This is a genomic window from Ruegeria sp. N11 (assembly GCF_056531525.1).
Genome location: NZ_JBQFLX010000012.1, coordinates 23,656 through 38,690 on the forward strand (window position 1 = coordinate 23,656; position 15,035 = coordinate 38,690).

General features: G+C 61.2%; 17 protein-coding genes. 10 read left to right on the plus strand and 7 right to left on the minus strand.

The annotated features are described in order from the left end of the window. Nucleotides 1–50: 50 nt before the first annotated feature. From lspA to ACR0J8_RS13805, 4 genes are all read right to left on the minus strand, one after another. Nucleotides 51–527 carry a signal peptidase II gene (lspA, locus tag ACR0J8_RS13790; protein ID WP_170679842.1) on the minus strand — a complete coding sequence of 159 codons (477 nt, stop codon included), beginning with the start codon at nt 525–527 and terminating at the stop codon, nt 51–53. Beyond that, nucleotides 527–2,116, minus strand: coding sequence for a bifunctional phosphoribosylaminoimidazolecarboxamide formyltransferase/IMP cyclohydrolase (purH, locus tag ACR0J8_RS13795; protein ID WP_480522934.1), 1,590 nt, complete (start codon nt 2,114–2,116; stop codon nt 527–529). The genes lspA and purH overlap by 1 nt, the downstream gene beginning before the upstream one ends. A gap of 22 nt (nt 2,117–2,138) precedes the next feature. Then, nucleotides 2,139–3,878, minus strand: coding sequence for a heparinase II/III family protein (locus tag ACR0J8_RS13800; protein WP_321249767.1), 1,740 nt, complete (start codon nt 3,876–3,878; stop codon nt 2,139–2,141). A 90-nt stretch (nt 3,879–3,968) separates the two neighbouring features. Beyond that, the gene (locus tag ACR0J8_RS13805; RefSeq protein WP_480890716.1) at nt 3,969–5,225 is read right to left on the minus strand and encodes an RsmB/NOP family class I SAM-dependent RNA methyltransferase; all 1,257 of its coding nucleotides are present in this window, start codon (nt 5,223–5,225) and stop codon (nt 3,969–3,971) included. An 89-nt stretch (nt 5,226–5,314) separates the two neighbouring features. On the opposite strand from ACR0J8_RS13805, the gene ACR0J8_RS13810 reads away from it, so the two are divergent. After that, nucleotides 5,315–5,497, plus strand: a complete 183-nt coding sequence (locus tag ACR0J8_RS13810; RefSeq protein ID WP_480522936.1) for a DUF1674 domain-containing protein — start codon at nt 5,315–5,317, stop codon at nt 5,495–5,497. A gap of 4 nt (nt 5,498–5,501) precedes the next feature. On the opposite strand, the gene ACR0J8_RS13815 is transcribed toward ACR0J8_RS13810, so the two are convergent. Beyond that, on the minus strand, nt 5,502–6,356 hold the full coding sequence (locus ACR0J8_RS13815; protein ID WP_170806996.1) for a LysR family transcriptional regulator: 855 nt from the start codon (nt 6,354–6,356) through the stop codon (nt 5,502–5,504). 98 nt (nt 6,357–6,454) lie between these two features. On the opposite strand from ACR0J8_RS13815, the gene tmpA reads away from it, so the two are divergent. The 3 genes from tmpA to ACR0J8_RS13830 are packed head-to-tail and all read left to right on the plus strand — an operon-like array spanning nt 6,455 to nt 8,843. Beyond that, a complete protein-coding gene (tmpA, locus tag ACR0J8_RS13820; protein WP_480890719.1) occupies nt 6,455–7,591 on the plus strand; it encodes a 2-trimethylaminoethylphosphonate dioxygenase in 1,137 nt (378 codons plus the stop codon). Beyond that, nucleotides 7,588–8,178, plus strand: a complete 591-nt coding sequence (gene tmpB, locus ACR0J8_RS13825; RefSeq protein WP_480522938.1) for a (R)-1-hydroxy-2-trimethylaminoethylphosphonate oxygenase — start codon at nt 7,588–7,590, stop codon at nt 8,176–8,178. The genes tmpA and tmpB overlap by 4 nt, the downstream gene beginning before the upstream one ends. Continuing rightward, nucleotides 8,175–8,843 carry an ureidoglycolate lyase gene (locus ACR0J8_RS13830; RefSeq protein ID WP_321249771.1) on the plus strand — a complete coding sequence of 223 codons (669 nt, stop codon included), beginning with the start codon at nt 8,175–8,177 and terminating at the stop codon, nt 8,841–8,843. Before tmpB ends, ACR0J8_RS13830 begins: the two co-directional genes overlap by 4 nt. Here ACR0J8_RS13830 and ACR0J8_RS13835 read toward each other — a convergent pair. Then, nucleotides 8,830–9,513, minus strand: coding sequence for a DUF2306 domain-containing protein (locus ACR0J8_RS13835; RefSeq protein WP_480522939.1), 684 nt, complete (start codon nt 9,511–9,513; stop codon nt 8,830–8,832). The two genes, ACR0J8_RS13830 and ACR0J8_RS13835, sit on opposite strands and share 14 nt — an antisense overlap. Before the next feature lie 38 nt (nt 9,514–9,551). Continuing rightward, nucleotides 9,552–10,361 carry a 4-hydroxy-tetrahydrodipicolinate reductase gene (dapB, locus tag ACR0J8_RS13840; RefSeq protein ID WP_480522940.1) on the minus strand — a complete coding sequence of 270 codons (810 nt, stop codon included), beginning with the start codon at nt 10,359–10,361 and terminating at the stop codon, nt 9,552–9,554. A 103-nt stretch (nt 10,362–10,464) separates the two neighbouring features. Between dapB and rbfA the strand changes: the two genes are divergently transcribed. The 6 genes from rbfA to ACR0J8_RS13870 all read left to right on the plus strand — a co-directional run bounded on the left by rbfA (nt 10,465) and on the right by ACR0J8_RS13870 (nt 15,028). Further along, the gene (rbfA, locus tag ACR0J8_RS13845) at nt 10,465–10,860 is read left to right on the plus strand and encodes a 30S ribosome-binding factor RbfA (protein WP_170613070.1); all 396 of its coding nucleotides are present in this window, start codon (nt 10,465–10,467) and stop codon (nt 10,858–10,860) included. Next, nucleotides 10,857–11,600, plus strand: a complete 744-nt coding sequence (locus ACR0J8_RS13850; RefSeq protein ID WP_480522941.1) for a phosphodiester glycosidase family protein — start codon at nt 10,857–10,859, stop codon at nt 11,598–11,600. The genes rbfA and ACR0J8_RS13850 overlap by 4 nt, the downstream gene beginning before the upstream one ends. Before the next feature lie 54 nt (nt 11,601–11,654). Then, nucleotides 11,655–12,563, plus strand: a complete 909-nt coding sequence (truB, locus tag ACR0J8_RS13855) for a tRNA pseudouridine(55) synthase TruB (protein WP_170807001.1) — start codon at nt 11,655–11,657, stop codon at nt 12,561–12,563. A 67-nt stretch (nt 12,564–12,630) separates the two neighbouring features. Continuing rightward, nucleotides 12,631–13,374 carry a hypothetical protein gene (locus ACR0J8_RS13860; RefSeq protein WP_480890724.1) on the plus strand — a complete coding sequence of 248 codons (744 nt, stop codon included), beginning with the start codon at nt 12,631–12,633 and terminating at the stop codon, nt 13,372–13,374. Nucleotides 13,375–13,417: 43 nt separating this feature from the next. Next, nucleotides 13,418–13,921, plus strand: coding sequence for a DUF1643 domain-containing protein (locus tag ACR0J8_RS13865; RefSeq protein WP_170613062.1), 504 nt, complete (start codon nt 13,418–13,420; stop codon nt 13,919–13,921). Between the two features lie 84 nt (nt 13,922–14,005). Next, nucleotides 14,006–15,028 carry a calcium-binding protein gene (locus tag ACR0J8_RS13870; RefSeq protein WP_480890726.1) on the plus strand — a complete coding sequence of 341 codons (1,023 nt, stop codon included), beginning with the start codon at nt 14,006–14,008 and terminating at the stop codon, nt 15,026–15,028. The last annotated feature ends 7 nt before the right edge of the window (nt 15,029–15,035 follow it).

The following is a 15,035-nucleotide window of genomic DNA, read 5'->3' on the forward strand; positions in this document are numbered from 1 at the left end:
TTGTGTCTCCAGCCTGTTTGAGGCGCTTTTATCGCATATCGTCCGGCGCGTCACGAGGGCTTTTTGCCATCAAACAGAACAAGCCCCAGTGCTCCGGCAAAAATGAACACATCGGCCAGATTGAAGACAAACGGGTTATCGATGCCACAACAGGACATGTTCAGGAAGTCCAGGACATAACCGTACAGAACACGGTCCACCACATTTCCAAGCGCCCCGCCGATCAGCAAGCCGCCGCAAATCTGCATCAGCTTCGACGGGGTCGTCCGCATCAACCAGATCAGAACGGCGGTGCAGATCACGACCGATATGCCAATCAGAAACCAGCGGGCTGCGTCCGTGTTCCCCTGAAACAGGCCAAAGTTAATCCCGCGATTCTCGCCGTACTTGAACACAAGCAGCGGCGGCAACACGTCGACACCCCCGGGCCTTTCGGCCACGCGCATCACGTGAACGACCAGATATTTACTGATCTGGTCGATCAACAGCGCCGCCAGCGCGGCCCAGAGCAGCAGGCGATAACGCATCAGTGACGGAAATGGCGCATGCCGGTGAAGACCATTGCAAGGCCTGCCTCGTCCGCCGCAGCGATCACCTCGTCATCGCGCATCGAGCCGCCCGGCTGGATCACGCAGGTCGCGCCGGCTTCGGCGGCCTCCATCAGCCCGTCAGGGAAGGGGAAGAACGCATCGGACGCCACGGCCGAGCCAATGGTCAGCGGTTGCGGCAAGCCAAGCGCATCGGCCATGCGTTCGGCCTTCTTGGCGGCAATCATGGCAGAGTCCAAGCGGCTCATCTGGCCCGCGCCCACGCCCACGGTCGCACCGTCTTTGACGTAGACGATGGCGTTGGATTTGACGTGCTTGGCGACTTTCCAGGCAAACAGCAGGTCGCGCATCTGCTCTTCGGTCGGGGCCTTTTTGGTGACAACCTTCAGGTCATCCATTCCGATGAACCCATTGTCCTTGTCCTGCACCAGCAGGCCACCGGCCACCTGTCGCACGGTTTTGCCACCAGTGGTCACATCCGGCAGGCCTTCGGTGGTCAGCAGACGCAGGTTTTTCTTGGCCGCGAAGATCGCCTTTGCCTCGTCCGACGCGCCGGGGGCGATCACGACTTCGGTGAAAATCCCGGTGATTTCCTGCGCAGTCTCGGCGTCCAGCGGCTGGTTCAGTGCCACGATCCCACCAAAGGCCGAAGTCCGGTCGCAGTCGAAGGCTGACTTATACGCTTCCAGCAAGGTCGTGCCTGTGGCTACGCCGCAAGGGTTGGCATGCTTAATGATCGCACAGGCCGCACCTTTTGCAGGATTGAACTCGGCCACCAATTCAAACGCAGCATCTGTGTCGTTGATGTTGTTGTAGCTCAGTTCCTTGCCCTGGTGCTGAACGGCGGTCGCCACACCCGGACGGTTGGTTCCATCAGTGTAGAAAGCCGCCTGTTGATGGCTGTTCTCACCATAGCGCAGGGTCTGTTTCAGCTCACCCGCAAAAGATCGGCGCTTGGGCGCTTCAAGCTGCAATGCGTCGGCCATCCAATTCGAAACTGCGGTGTCGTACGCTGCGGTCCGGGCGTAGGCCTTTTGCGCCAGCCACTGGCGGAACCCGTACGAAGTCTTGCCGTAATTCTCTTCCAACTGATCCAGCAGCGAGGAATAGTCCTCGACATCCACGACCACGTTCACGAAGGCGTGGTTCTTGGAGGCCGCGCGGATCATCGCAGGTCCGCCGATATCGATATTTTCGATACATTCGTCGTAACCAGCACCTTTGGCCACTGTCGCCTCGAACGGGTAGAGGTTCACCACCAGCAGGTCGATTGGACCGATGCCGTGTTCTTCCATCGCAGCAACGTGGGTGTCGTTGTCGCGTAGCGCGAGCAGCCCGCCATGCACCATCGGATGCAGGGTTTTCACACGGCCATCCATCATCTCGGGGAAGCCTGTGATCTCACTGACGTCCTTCACCTCAAGCCCTGCCTCGCGCAGCGCCTTGGCCGTGCCGCCGGTCGACAGCAGCTCGACCCCACGCTCGGCCAGCGCCTTTCCCAGCTCGATCAGCCCGGTCTTGTCGGAAACGGAAAGCAACGCGCGGCGCACGGGGTGAAGGTCGGTCATGGGTCCAAAGGTCCTTTTGGCGTCAGTCAAACTCGGGCTCGTCCCGGTGCAGATCGCGTACGGCATAGGCTGTATCCTGTGCCTTGCTCAGCGTCCACCGGATGCGGGTCGCATACTCCATTGCGCGCCCGGATAGAACGATCTGTTTTGTCGCGCGCGGCTTCAAACGCCCTTTCTCAAGGTAAACGCTTGGCTCGACTGACAATTTTCCCGCGCCATCATGGCGAAAAACCCAGATTTCACCGCTTTTGAGAGCCATCGACACCGCAGCACCCCCCAAATCCAGCGCCGCATCCACGTCGGGGTGCAGGTGAAACCGGATATCAAACGCGATACCCGACAGGCCCGAGGCATCCATTGCCTTGTCAAACTGCCGCTTCGCCTTGTCGGTTGCGGTCAGCAAAATGTCTTCACCCACAAGTTCGCGGCCGTCAAAACGCAGTTCAAAAGTACGGGCGTGGGTCAGACCAAACACTTTTGCGTACCCGTCATGACCAGCCATGAAGCGGGTTCCTTCAAAACCGGCCTCAACCTCGGTCAGGACCTGCGAGGGCGCATCGACCAGCGCTTCGTTTTCCGTGCCCGGGGCCGGATCGGTCAGGCGGGCGCTAGAATACCCGTCCAGGCAAAGGGTAGAATGAGAAGGCGTCGCCCGCCCGGCCCGACGCCACTCGAGCCCGAAACTAGCGCCGGACCCGCAATTCACGACCAACGGCCTGCGTCCGGATGTCAGCTCAAACGCCAGGGTGGAAGCGTGCGCGTTATAGGATGCAGCCCCTTTGGGCGGTGCGCTGGCATCGATGATCACGCTGGTTCTTGCGGCGTAGAGACGGGCATATCCCATTGACAGCCCTGTTGAATGGTCCGGCTTCACGCCACTTTGCGCCAGGGCCTGATCCAGCCGCCCTTCGAGGCCGCGCCCGCCACCATGAAACCGGGCCAGCGCGCCGTCCGAATGCCGCAGACTGCGCAGGGTCGGTGCAATGCGTCTGATCGCGTTCAGCTGAGATCCCGGCGTCCCCCGACCCAGTTCACTCAGCGCGGCGGATGTCCAGGACAGAAGCGTAAATACCTCAAGCAATTCTTCGGGGTTCCGGGTGCTGATCCCGCCCTGCTTATCCACCTGCCGCTCGCATTCCCGCGACAATGCGCTGAGGGCCGGATCGGCCAGTCTCTCCAATCCCTCCAGCGCCAGACCGGCCTGCACCAGACCGGTCAACGCTTCGAACCGGGGCAAGCCCGGCGTCGCGGCGTGCCAGCGTTTGGACAGATACCACGTTTGCTGCGCCAGAGAGCGGAAGAACAGCCTGCTGTGCTGCTCGTCCACACCGCGCAACAGGAAAATGGCGTGGTTGATCCAGCGGATCACCCGGCGACCTGTCAGGTCGGGCGCCCAGCCGGGTCCCTGCCCCCGGCCATGTGTCGCGATCCAACCCCAGACCCAACGCTGGGCTTTTTCCCGCGCGCGCATGTCTCCAACTGCGGCCAGATCGTCCAGCCAGGCAAATCCGTGACGCTCATTGTCAAAACCGGCACTGGGCGCTGCGACATCCCACAGCCCGGTATCCTGCGCCTCGACCAAGTAACCGGCGAACAGCAGGTTCCCGGCCACCAACTGCCTGCCGCGCGCGAATGAGCCGACAGCGCGGGGTTCGGGCTGGCTGACAAATCCGGTGACCGCCTTCTGGCGCTGGCTGAGGCGCGCGTAGAAACGGTTCTGAAACCGCATCCACCGGTTGGCCATGGTGTCCGACTTCGACATGACGCTTGTTTCTCTGCCCCTTGCGCTCTGCTGGCGCCTGAGACCCAACGATAGACCGGGCGGCGCGTCAAGTCATCGAAAAGCGTGCCTTCAGGCGGATTTGTTCAGGCAGGCGATATAGAACCCGTCCATGCCGCCCCGATCCTCCCAAAAGTCTGGCCGCAGGCGCAACCCGCCTTCCTGCGTGATCCAGTCGGAATCGACACCTTCGATGCCCAGCGCGCCTTGGTCGATCTGCATATCCGGATATTGTTCCAGCGCCTCTTCGACCTGCACCTCGCCTTCATCCGGCAGCAGCGAGCAGGTGCAATAGACCAGCCGCCCGCCGGGTTTCAGAAGGGTCCAGGCATGGGCCAGCATCTGGGCCTGCAATTCGATCAGCCCGCCAAATTCCGAACCATCCTTTGCAAAGGTCAGGTCAGGGTGCCGACGAATGGTGCCCGTGGCGGAACAGGGGGCATCCAGCAGGATGGCATCATACTGACCCTGATGTTCCAACGCGTCGCCGGCGATGACCTTGGCTGACAAACCGGTGCGGGCAAGGTTTTCGCGCACCCGCTCCAGCCGCCCTTCCGAGATGTCCAGCGCGGTGACATCTGCCCCAGCCGCCGCCAGTTGCAACGTCTTGCCGCCGGGGGCGGCACAGAGGTCCAGAATTCGCTCACCCGCTTTCGGCGCCAGCACCCGCACGGGCAAGGCCGCCGCTGCATCCTGTACCCACCACGCGCCCCTGTCATAACCCGGCAGGGTCGATACCTGGCCGGCATCGTGAACGCGCATTGAACCCGTTGGCAAAGCCTCACCGGGTCCGGTCGCGCCGGGCTTTAGCGTGATGTCCAGTGGCGCGCCATTGAAATGAGCCCTCTCCATGCCGGCAACGGCATCGGGACCCCAGGCCATGATCAGCGGTTCCCGCAGCCAATCCGGCAGGCGCGGCACCCGCATTCTCGGCCAGGCATCCGGCCCTTCAGCGGCGACTTTACGCAGCACGGCGTTTACCAAGCCCTTTAGGCGTCCATGCTTGCGCGACCGGCCTACGATCTCGACCATGGAGTTGACGACGCCATGCGCCGCCTCGCCGTGGCACAACTCGACCGCGCCAAGGCGCAAGGCGTTATGGACAGTCAGCGCCGGGGTTCGGTTCAGGTGATTGTCCAGCAGGCGGTCCGCCCGCTCCAACCCGCGCAACGTTTGCAGCGCTAGACGCTGAGCCCTTGCACGGTCCTCGGGTTCAAAACGATCCAGCGCGCCTGCGGCCAGGCATTCCGACAGCAATCGCCCTTCTCCCAAAATCTGATCCAGCAGATAGATCGCGCTGCGCCGCGCCGCTGTTGCGCTGTCAGACATGGATTCGCCTTTCCTGTGACCCAAGCCCGCATTGCCAAGGGCGGACGCGGGCGTATATCAAGCCCATGCACGGAAAGGAACCCGATGTCATGACCGATCAGCGCAAAGACCTGCCGCCTGCCGCCCAGCGCGCGCTGGCCGAAGCCGAAGAACGCCGCAAGAAGGCCGAGACCGAAGCCAAGCAAATGCCAAAGGAACTGGGCGGACGCGACGGCCCCGACCCGGCCCGCTATGGCGATTGGGAGAAAAAAGGCATCGCCATCGATTTCTGATCGTTCAGCCCCGCAAAGCCTGCAGAAAATCAGCGATCAGCGCGCGCTGCTTGTTCGATTTCGCACGCTCTTCGGGCCATGTCAGCCAATAGCCATCCTTGGTCGGCAACTCGGGCAGATCCAGCCTGCACAATCGTCCCGCATGTAAGTCCGAATGGGCCAGAGGCACCGAACCCAGCGCCACGCCGATCCCCTGCCGAGCTGCGGAAATCGCGTGTTCCATCGAATCGAGACTGATCTTTGACGGCGGCAATTCCGCATTGTCCGTCTTGCGCGCCCAGTCCCGCCATGCCGGTCGTTCCCCGCGCAGATCAATCAGCGGCGCGCCCCATTCGACACCCGGCGCGGCCATCGGCACCAGAACCTCACGCGCGATCAGCGCCGCATCGCGCCCGGGCCAGGTTCCGCGGCCGTAGCGGATTTGCAGCCATGTCCTCTCCTCGTCCAGCGACGACCGGCGCGCAACCGAGTCGGTCATCACCCGCACCTTGGGCCGCACCTCCTGAAACCGCGCGACGGCCGGCAGAACCAGTGCGTGGATGTTCGAGGACAGGCCCGCGACACGCAGCTCTCGCGGGGATTTGCCGAACAGGTCTTCTGTATTTCGCTCCAGTGCCTGCAGACTGTCTTGCACCAGCGGCAGGTAACTTTCGCCTTCAACAGTCAGGGACACGCCGCGCGCTTCGCGCACGAACAATGTTCGGCCCAGCCAGGATTCAAGGTTGCCGATCCGCTGGCTTACCGCCGCCTGCGTCAGGCCAAACTCACGCGCGGCGGCTGAAAACCCGCCAAGACGCCCGGCAGCCTCGAACACGCGCAGCCAATCCAGAGGGGGCAGACCGACTTTCTTTCTATCCATTAGTTTTTCCGGGCCTCAGCAGAAAGAAGGATTAATTGTATTAATGCCACAAGCACCGTATCTCCTCAACCAAAGCCGCGCTGAACAGGAGATTCCCAATGCTGCGCACCGCCACTTTCACCCCTTCGGTCGTAACTGTCACTTTTGCCGACGCGTCCCAATCGCGCTTTCACGCCATCTGGCTGCGTGACAACGCGCTGGACCCCGACACCCGCGCGCCGGGCAACGGACAACGTCTGATCACCATCGGTGACATTCCCGCAAATGTTTCGGTCAGTGCAGCAGAAATTGTCGGCGGCGATCTGCAGGTCACCTTCCAGCCCGAAGACAAGACCGTTTCCTTCCCGGCCGACTGGCTGGCCGACCACGACTATGATCACGATCACGGCGGTGCAGTCGGGCGCGTCGCGCACGGCATCACAACCTGGGAACGCGGCATGGAGGCGCCCTCCGGCGACTGGACTGCGGTTCACGTCAACTCCGGTGCCAAAAGGGACTGGCTGGCCGCAGTGGCCGAGTTCGGTTTTGCCAAGCTGACCGGCGGTCCCGCCGAACCGGAATCGCTGCTGAAAGTGGCCGATCTGTTCGGTTACGTCCGCGAAACAAACTACGGCCCCTATTTCGAGGTCCGGACCGAGGTGAACCCCACCAACCTTGCCTATACCGGCCTTGGTCTGCAGGCCCATACCGACAATCCCTACCGTGATCCGGTTCCGACGCTGCAAATCCTCTACTGCCTGGAAAACAGTGCCGAAGGCGGTGACTCGATCGTGGTCGATGGCTTCCGGGCCGCTGAAAAGCTGCGGGACCTGAACCCTGAAGGTTTTGCTCTGCTGGCGGGCTATCCGGCGCGGTTCGAGTATAAGGGTTCCGACGGTGTCTGCCTGCGCTCGCGCCGCCCGATGATCGAGCTTTCACCTGACGGAGAACTGATCAGCATCCGCTTTAACAACCGCTCATCCGCGCCGTTTGTGGATGTGCCGTTCGACAAGATGGAAACCTACTACGCCGCCTATCGGCAGTTCGGTGAAATCATCGACGACCCGGCCATGGGCGTGTCGTTCAAGCTGGAACCGGGCGAAAGCTTTATCGTCGACAACACCCGCGTGCTGCACGCCCGTCTGGGCTATTCCGGTGCCGGATCACGCTGGCTGCAGGGGTGTTATGCCGACAAGGACGGATTGCTGTCCACTCTAGCCGCGATGGCGATGGCACAACCGGAGGCGGCGGAATGAAACCCGATTTTTCGACCCTGAACCGCGACAATATCGTGGCCTTCATCGGTGATATCTTCGAGCGCCGTGGCGGAGAGGAATATCTGGGCGAGCCCGTCACCATGGCTCAGCACATGTTGCAGGGGGCCACTATTGCCGAGCAGAACGGCCAGACCGAAGAGATCATCGTCGGAGCATTGCTGCACGATATCGGCCATTTCACGTCCGAATTCGGCACTTATCACCCCGACGACACCGAGGATCGCCACCACGAGGACGCTGGCGCCGAGGTGCTGGAGCAGTTTTTCCCGTCGGTCATCACCGATTGTTGCCGCTATCACGTCGCGGCCAAGCGCTATCTCTGCGCCACCAAGCCCGAATATTTCAATCGCCTGTCCGCCGCATCCGTCCATACACTGGAACTGCAGGGCGGACCCATGAGTGCCGACGAAGTGGCAGAGTTCGAGGCCAAACCGAACCTTAAAGAGATTATTCAGGTGCGCTATCTGGATGAGGCGGGCAAGCGTGCCGACATGGAAACTCCGGAATTCGCCCATTTCGCACCGATGGTGCAGCGTATGGTCGACAGACATCTGGGGGCATCATGAACGCGCCGGAATACATCTTCGAAGCGAGCTCCAAGCCGTCGCTGCCATGGCATGAGGTTCCGCTGATCCGGGCGACAGAGCAGTCGGTAAAAGGCTACGGCTGTCTGGTCGATGACCCTGATACGTTCGAAATCGAAATCGTCCGCTGGCCGCAACAGGGCTGGCGGCCGATCGATGACGGCACCGGTGACGAAGGCGGCTGGGTCGAGGGCACATTCCATGGAGAATGGAAGGGTGATGTGCTTTATGGTCGAAACGAGGCCGTCAATGGTCACTACGTGCTCGGCTGGTCGACCGATCCGCAGCAAGCGCAACCGGAACAGCAAACCGCGCCGCGCGATCAGGTGTTGTTGTGGCACATGAACTATCATCCGGATGGCGGGCAGATGTTCTGGCCGCTGGATAACAGACCGTTCATCGTGCCTGCCGCGCTGCCCGGCGATAACCTGACCCCCGACAAGGTGGTGGCATTCTGGTGCGACGGCTCGCGCGGTCTCTATATCCATCCCGGCATCTGGCATGAGGGGATTTTTCCCGTTGAGGACGACCAGCGGTTCCTGGACCGTCAAGGCAAGGTCCACGCCCGGGTCAGCGCTGACATCGGGAAGGAATTCGGTGTCTACCTCGCCTGCCCGCTGCGTGCGGACAAGATCAGGGATCTGTGAGCAACGCCCGCTGATGGTCGTTAAGTCGCCCTGAAATCCAAACCTGCACGGCCAGCAGATAGGGAAGAAAGAACGCGAAATTCTGCGCAAGATCAAAAGGGCCCGAGAAATCGGGCTCTGACCCAAGCCCTCCGGTCAGCAGGTACCATAATGTGTAGTGCACACGGTATAACCAAGACCCAAGCGCCAGCCAGAACAGTCGCAATCCCCACGCCCAGTGACCAGCGCGATCACCTGCCATTGCCTTTTGGGCCAGCATCAGAGCCGAAACAAACAGGCACAGGCCATAGAGGAAGAAGCCCACAGACATCACCGAGCCACCAATCGTTCCCCGCAACAGGATATAGGCCATTCCCGCCGCGCCTGTGATCAATGCAAGCGAAATCAGAACAGAACCCAATGCACGGTGAAATCGGTTGAATCCAAGCCGAAGCCTTTTGATCAGTTGCAGCGGCACCAATGCCAACAGCACCGTTCCGGCCAGTATGTGCACCATCATCATCGTATTGCAGATGCCCTGACCGTCGGCAAACAAATAGCTGCGCTGGGCTGCATCGTCAGACAGCCCAATACCGATCATGCCAAATCCATGCACCAGAAAAGGCAGCAGCGTCAGGTAAAACGCCACGAGCAACAGGCCGGACGCCACAGGGGATTTCAGGATACGCATACCCGGACTTTAGCGCCGGCTGGCGACCTGTCTACGGGTCAGAGCCCCAGCACATCCACCATGTCATACTGACCGGGCGCCTTGCCCTGCCCCCACAGCGCCGCCTTCAGCGCACCGCGTGCAAAGATGGCGCGATCCGAGGCCAGATGGCGCAATACGATGCGTTCGCCGGGGGCTGCGAACAACACGTCATGCTCGCCGACAACGTCCCCACCCCGAATGGCGTGGAACCCAATGTCACCGCGCTTGCGCGCGCCGGTAATGCCGTCGCGACCCCGGTCGGACACATCGGCCAGATTGACGCCCCGGCCTTCGGCAGCCGCTTCGCCCAGCATCAGCGCGGTGCCCGATGGTGCATCGACCTTGTGGTGATGATGGCCTTCGATGATCTCAATATCGAAATCCTCATCCAGCGCGGCGGCAACCTTTTTGGTCAGTTGTACCAGCAGGTTGACCCCCAGACTCATGTTGCCGGCCCGCACGATCACGGCATGGCGCGCGGCCGGTTCCAGCGCCGCGATCTGTTCTTCGGTCATGCCGGTGGTGCCGATCACGTGCACGCAACGCGCTTGCGCGGCCAGGGCGGCAAATTCCAGCGTCGCCTCGGGTGCGGTGAAATCGATGACAGCCTGCGCCTGCGCGAAAGCCTCGAGCGGGTCATCGGTCACGGCTACGCCCAGCGCCTGCCCACCCATCGCCTCGCCGACATCCTGACCGATCCAGTCGTGGCCGTTACGCTCGACCACGCCGACCAGACGAACCTGATCACTGTCCGTGACGGTCCTGATCAGCATCTGCCCCATACGGCCCGAAGCCCCTGTGATGACGATCCCCGGAATATGGGTCATGGCGCTGGTCCTTTCGCGTTGCCTGCCGGATGGTCGGCTCAAAGCCTCCTACCCCGTTCGCGCCCGCTTGGCAAAGCCCCGCTTTGCGCTTAGATCGGGGTTTATGGCAAAGAACAAATTCCACGATGGCCCCGGCCCGTCCCAACGACAGCTGCGCGTCGGCGAGCTGATCCGCCGCACCCTGTCCGAGGTTCTGGCGCGCGGAGATGTCCACGACCCCGACCTGAATCGCATGTCGATCACAGTTGGCGAGGTGCGCACCTCGCCCGATCTGAAGATTGCGACTGCCTACGTGCTGCCGCTGGGCGGCAAAGGGCAGGAGGACGTGATCGCGCTGCTCGCCCGCAACAAGGGTGAGCTGCGGCGCATGGTCGGCAAGAAGGTCGGTCTGAAATTCTCGCCCGATCTGCGGTTCCGGCTGGACGACACGTTCGACCGGCTGGACGACACCCGCCGCATGTTCGATCAGGACGCGGTGCGCCGCGATCTGGACGAGTGATCCGCCCCGCCGTCTCGCTGATCGCGGCCTTCTGGGCCGCGCAAGCCTCTGCGGTGACCTGTGAAAAGCTGACCCATGAGGGCAAGCGGTACACAGTCTGCGAGGTGGATGCTGCGAACGAAGATCTGCGTCTGTTTCTGAACGATGAAAACGGCGAGCTGCTGGGGCACTTCTCTTCCGTCAATGATGCACTGAAACCGGGCGGCAAACGGCTTGCCTTCGCGATGAACGCGGGCATGTATCACGAAGACCGCTCACCTGTCGGTCACTATGTCGAAGAGGGCCAGGAACAAATGCGCGTGATCGCCAATCCGGGCCCCGGCAATTTCGGCCTGTTGCCCAATGGCGTGTTCTGCATTCGCGAGGGTCGCGCCGACGTGTTCGAGACACTGGATTTCGTCGATCAGATTCCCGACTGCCGTTTTGCCACACAATCCGGCCCAATGCTGGTCATCAACGGAGAGCTGCATCCGCGCTTCCTGCCCGATTCGACCTCGCTCTATGTGCGCAACGGTGTGGGCACCAGTGCCGACGGCACCCGCGCTGTGTTTGCAATTTCGGATGATTACGTCACTTTCCACGAGTTCGGCGGCCTGTTCCGGGATCTTCTGGGTACGCCCAACGCGCTGTTCTTCGACGGCAATATCTCTCGGATGTATGACCGGGCGAACAAACGGTCCGATGTCGGGTTTTCGCTGGGGCCAATCGTCGGCGTGGTCGAGGATGCGCCAGCAAATTGACAGCAGTGAGGCGATCCGCTAACCCGCGCGCCTCAGCAATCTTCTAGGTGCAGTATGGGACGCAAACGCAAGGGCCGCGATATTTCCGGTTGGCTGGTGGTGGACAAGCCCGCGGGCATGACCTCGACCGCGGTGGTCAACAAGGTGCGTTGGGCGATGGATGCAAAAAAGGCGGGCCATGCGGGTACACTTGACCCCGAAGCGACCGGTGTTCTGGCCGTGGCTCTGGGCGAGGCGACCAAGACCGTTCCCTACATCACCGATGCTTTGAAAGCCTATACTTTCACCGTGCGTCTGGGTCAGGCCACCAACACCGACGATGCCGAAGGCGAGGTGATCGCTGAAAGTCCCGCGCGCCCCTCGGATGACGACATCAAACAGGCACTGGCCCCGTTTCTGGGTGACATCATGCAGGTGCCGCCCAAGTTCTCAGCCGTGAAGATCGACGGCCAGCGCGCCTACAAGCTGGCCCGCGACGGCGAGGATGTGGACCTGTCCGCCCGCCCGTTATGGGTCGAGGAACTGGTTCTGGTCGACCGCCCCGACGAAGATCACGTCGTGCTGGAAATGACATGCGGCAAAGGCGGCTACGTCCGTTCGATCGCGCGCGATCTGGGCGAGGCACTGGGCTGTCACGGCCACGTCAGAGAGCTGCGCCGCATCTGGTCCGGCCCGTTCGAGGCCGAAGACGGGCTGAGCATCGAACAGATCGATGAAATGGCCAAGACCGAGGCACTGGACGATTACCTGCACCCGCTGGAGACCGGCCTGTCCGACCTGCCCGAGCTGAAATGCACCCCCGAAGGTGCTACCCGCCTGCGCAATGGCAATCCGGGCATGGTTCTGGCATCGGACGTTGAATACGGCGATGAGGCCTGGGCCTCACTGGATGGCAAGGCTGTGGCCGTGGGTATCTACAAATCGGGCGAATTGCACCCCAGCCGGGTGTTCGTCGATAGCTGAGCGATGTTCCCCCAACTCGGTTTTGCCGCTACGGTCGGATTACCGATTGCAACGATGGGGGTTCACGTTGGAAAACGATGCGGTCTTCCAATACCTGAAGCTGTTTCTTGAAAACATCTCGATCTGGTCGCTGATCGCCCTGGGGCTGGTCATATGGATCATCCGCAAGCCCGAGCGCCTTAAGGCGATCCCTCGCTACGTTTCGTCCGCAAAGCTTGGCGAGTTCGAAGTTCAGCTTCGTGAAGTCAAGCAAAAGCTCGACGAAACAGAGGCGCATGTCGCCGAGTTGGAAGAGGAAAACGCGCGTCTGAATACGTTGTATTCGGCCTTCGACATTCACGCGCCGGTGTCCGAACTGGAAGAAACCCGGCAGTCGCTTAAAGTCCTGGCGGGGAACCTGCCCGATACGGCGCCGATCCATGACGGGTTGAAACCCGGCGCGGACCCTGCAGATGTTTACGTGGCCGCCGAGATTTTGCGGACAAACAGGGACCTGACCTTCTATGACGCTTTGGTTGCCGTCATCGCCCGCATCGCAGCGCACCCAAAACTGGAAGGCCTGCGGTATCATACGGTCTGGACACTGGCTTCGGCGCTGCATCGGATGACACTGGCGGCCGTCAAGCACAGCGACGTACCCAAAGTCACCAAGGACCAGTTGGCTGCGGCCAGGGACGCGCTCACGCTTCTGCGTGACAATCCGCATGTGCAGCTTGATTGTCCCACGAATCCGAAACAGGGCATACGCGGGCCAGCGGGATATGCCTTGAACTGGGTCGACAAAGGTTTGGACAAATACACCGACCGCTGAGCTTGCGCTTGCGAAAGCCGGCGCAATTGGTCACTAACCCATCATGATCACCCGTTCCCACACCAAAGGCGACGCGCCCTCGACCGCCGTGTATTCCGATTGCGAGAACTATCGCTATAGCCTGACACGCATCTGGGATCCGACGGGGCGCAAGGCGCTGTTCGTCATGCTGAACCCATCGACCGCGACCGAGGTACAGAACGACCCAACGGTGGAACGGTGCGAACGTCGGGCGCGGGCATTGGGGTTCGGCGCATTTCAGGTGACCAACATCTTTGCCTGGCGCGACACCGACCCGCGCAAGATGCGAGCCGCCCCCGATCCGGTCGGACCCGAGAATGACGCGGCCATTCTGGACGGTGTCCAATGGGCCGACCAGGTCATCGCCGCCTGGGGCACCCACGGCGCACATCTTGAGCGTGGCCCTGCTGTTGAAAACCTGCTGCGCGGAACCGGCCAGCCCCTGTTTCATCTTGGGCTGACAAAAGACGGGCATCCCAAGCATCCCCTGTACATCGCCTACTCTCAGCAGCCCCAAGCGTGGTGACAAAAGGTTAACCACACCCACAGGCTTGCTTTGACCAAACTTCTGAATCCATGGAATATTTCACCAGGCTTTCGGAGGATTTTCATGTTTCTGATCGGTTTGCTTGGACTGGCGGCCGTGGGCGGTGCCGCCTACGCGGTCAGCGATATCTTTTCGTCCGAAGATGAAGAATCAGATGACGACGTCGCACTGGATCAGCCGGATGACGCTGGCCAGGGGGCGTTTCTGGAAATCGACGACAATGTCGATGACCCGGCCCCTCCCGAGGTTGAAGACCTGCCCACCGGAACTGAAGAACCCGAGTTCGAGGGCACTGAAGTCCCCGAAACGGGCGATGACACCGAGACGCAAACAGACGCGTCCGGGGACGATCCGATTGACGTTCAGGACAACAATTTGATCATCGAAGGCAGCCATGAGGACGACATGTTGTTCGGGGACACCGGCAACGACATCGTGTCCGGTGCAGAAGGCGATGACCTGATTCATGGCATGGATGGGGATGATCTTCTGAATGGCGATTGCGGGGATGACGAGCTTTATGGACACGGCGGTTCGGACGAGATGCACGGTGGGCAGGGTGACGACACGCTTATTGGTGGGCAAGGCGATGACATTCTGACCGGCGGGGAAGGCGATGATGTCCTGCAGGGCGGCTATGGCAATGACACGCTAAGCGGCGGGGCCGGTGAAGACGTCGTTTTCGGCGGCGATGGCGATGATCTTATTTCAGGCGACGATGGCGACGCGGAACAATCAGCAGACTTCCTGAACGGTGGCGCAGGGGAAGACACGATTCTGGCGGAAAGCGGCGATATCGTCACTGGCGGACAGGACGCGGATACATTTGTTCTGAGCCCCGAGGACGACGACGATCAGGTCGCAGTAATGGGTTTTCAGCCAGGGCAGGACAAGTTGCTGATTTCCTGGAATGACGCTGAAGAACCCGATATTCGTCTGGAAACCGACGCCGAAGACGAAAACCTGATCCGGGTGATGGTCAACGGGCAGGATGTGGCGCATCTGCTCGGTGCCGAAGGTATCACGGCAGATGATATCCAATTCATGACCGAAGCAGAACTGGAACAGCTGGGCCTTCAGGACTGAGCCAGGA

Bases quoted from the DNA above. Each gene is read 5' to 3' on its own strand.
- ACR0J8_RS13830 (WP_321249771.1), top strand. From the start codon at position 8,175: ATGAACGCGCCGGAATACATCTTCGAAGCGAGCTCCAAGCCGTCGCTG.
- purH (WP_480522934.1), bottom strand. From the start codon at position 2,116: ATGACCGACCTTCACCCCGTGCGCCGCGCGTTGCTTTCCGTTTCCGAC.
- rbfA (WP_170613070.1), top strand. From the start codon at position 10,465: ATGGCAAAGAACAAATTCCACGATGGCCCCGGCCCGTCCCAACGACAG.
- tmpB (WP_480522938.1), top strand. From the start codon at position 7,588: ATGAAACCCGATTTTTCGACCCTGAACCGCGACAATATCGTGGCCTTC.
- ACR0J8_RS13800 (WP_321249767.1), bottom strand. From the start codon at position 3,878: ATGTCGAAGTCGGACACCATGGCCAACCGGTGGATGCGGTTTCAGAAC.
- ACR0J8_RS13810 (WP_480522936.1), top strand. From the start codon at position 5,315: ATGACCGATCAGCGCAAAGACCTGCCGCCTGCCGCCCAGCGCGCGCTG.
- dapB (WP_480522940.1), bottom strand. From the start codon at position 10,361: ATGACCCATATTCCGGGGATCGTCATCACAGGGGCTTCGGGCCGTATG.
- ACR0J8_RS13815 (WP_170806996.1), bottom strand. From the start codon at position 6,356: ATGGATAGAAAGAAAGTCGGTCTGCCCCCTCTGGATTGGCTGCGCGTG.
- tmpA (WP_480890719.1), top strand. From the start codon at position 6,455: ATGCTGCGCACCGCCACTTTCACCCCTTCGGTCGTAACTGTCACTTTT.
- ACR0J8_RS13805 (WP_480890716.1), bottom strand. From the start codon at position 5,225: ATGTCTGACAGCGCAACAGCGGCGCGGCGCAGCGCGATCTATCTGCTG.
- ACR0J8_RS13835 (WP_480522939.1), bottom strand. From the start codon at position 9,513: ATGCGTATCCTGAAATCCCCTGTGGCGTCCGGCCTGTTGCTCGTGGCG.
- truB (WP_170807001.1), top strand. From the start codon at position 11,655: ATGGGACGCAAACGCAAGGGCCGCGATATTTCCGGTTGGCTGGTGGTG.
- ACR0J8_RS13865 (WP_170613062.1), top strand. From the start codon at position 13,418: ATGATCACCCGTTCCCACACCAAAGGCGACGCGCCCTCGACCGCCGTG.
- lspA (WP_170679842.1), bottom strand. From the start codon at position 527: ATGCGTTATCGCCTGCTGCTCTGGGCCGCGCTGGCGGCGCTGTTGATC.
- ACR0J8_RS13870 (WP_480890726.1), top strand. From the start codon at position 14,006: ATGTTTCTGATCGGTTTGCTTGGACTGGCGGCCGTGGGCGGTGCCGCC.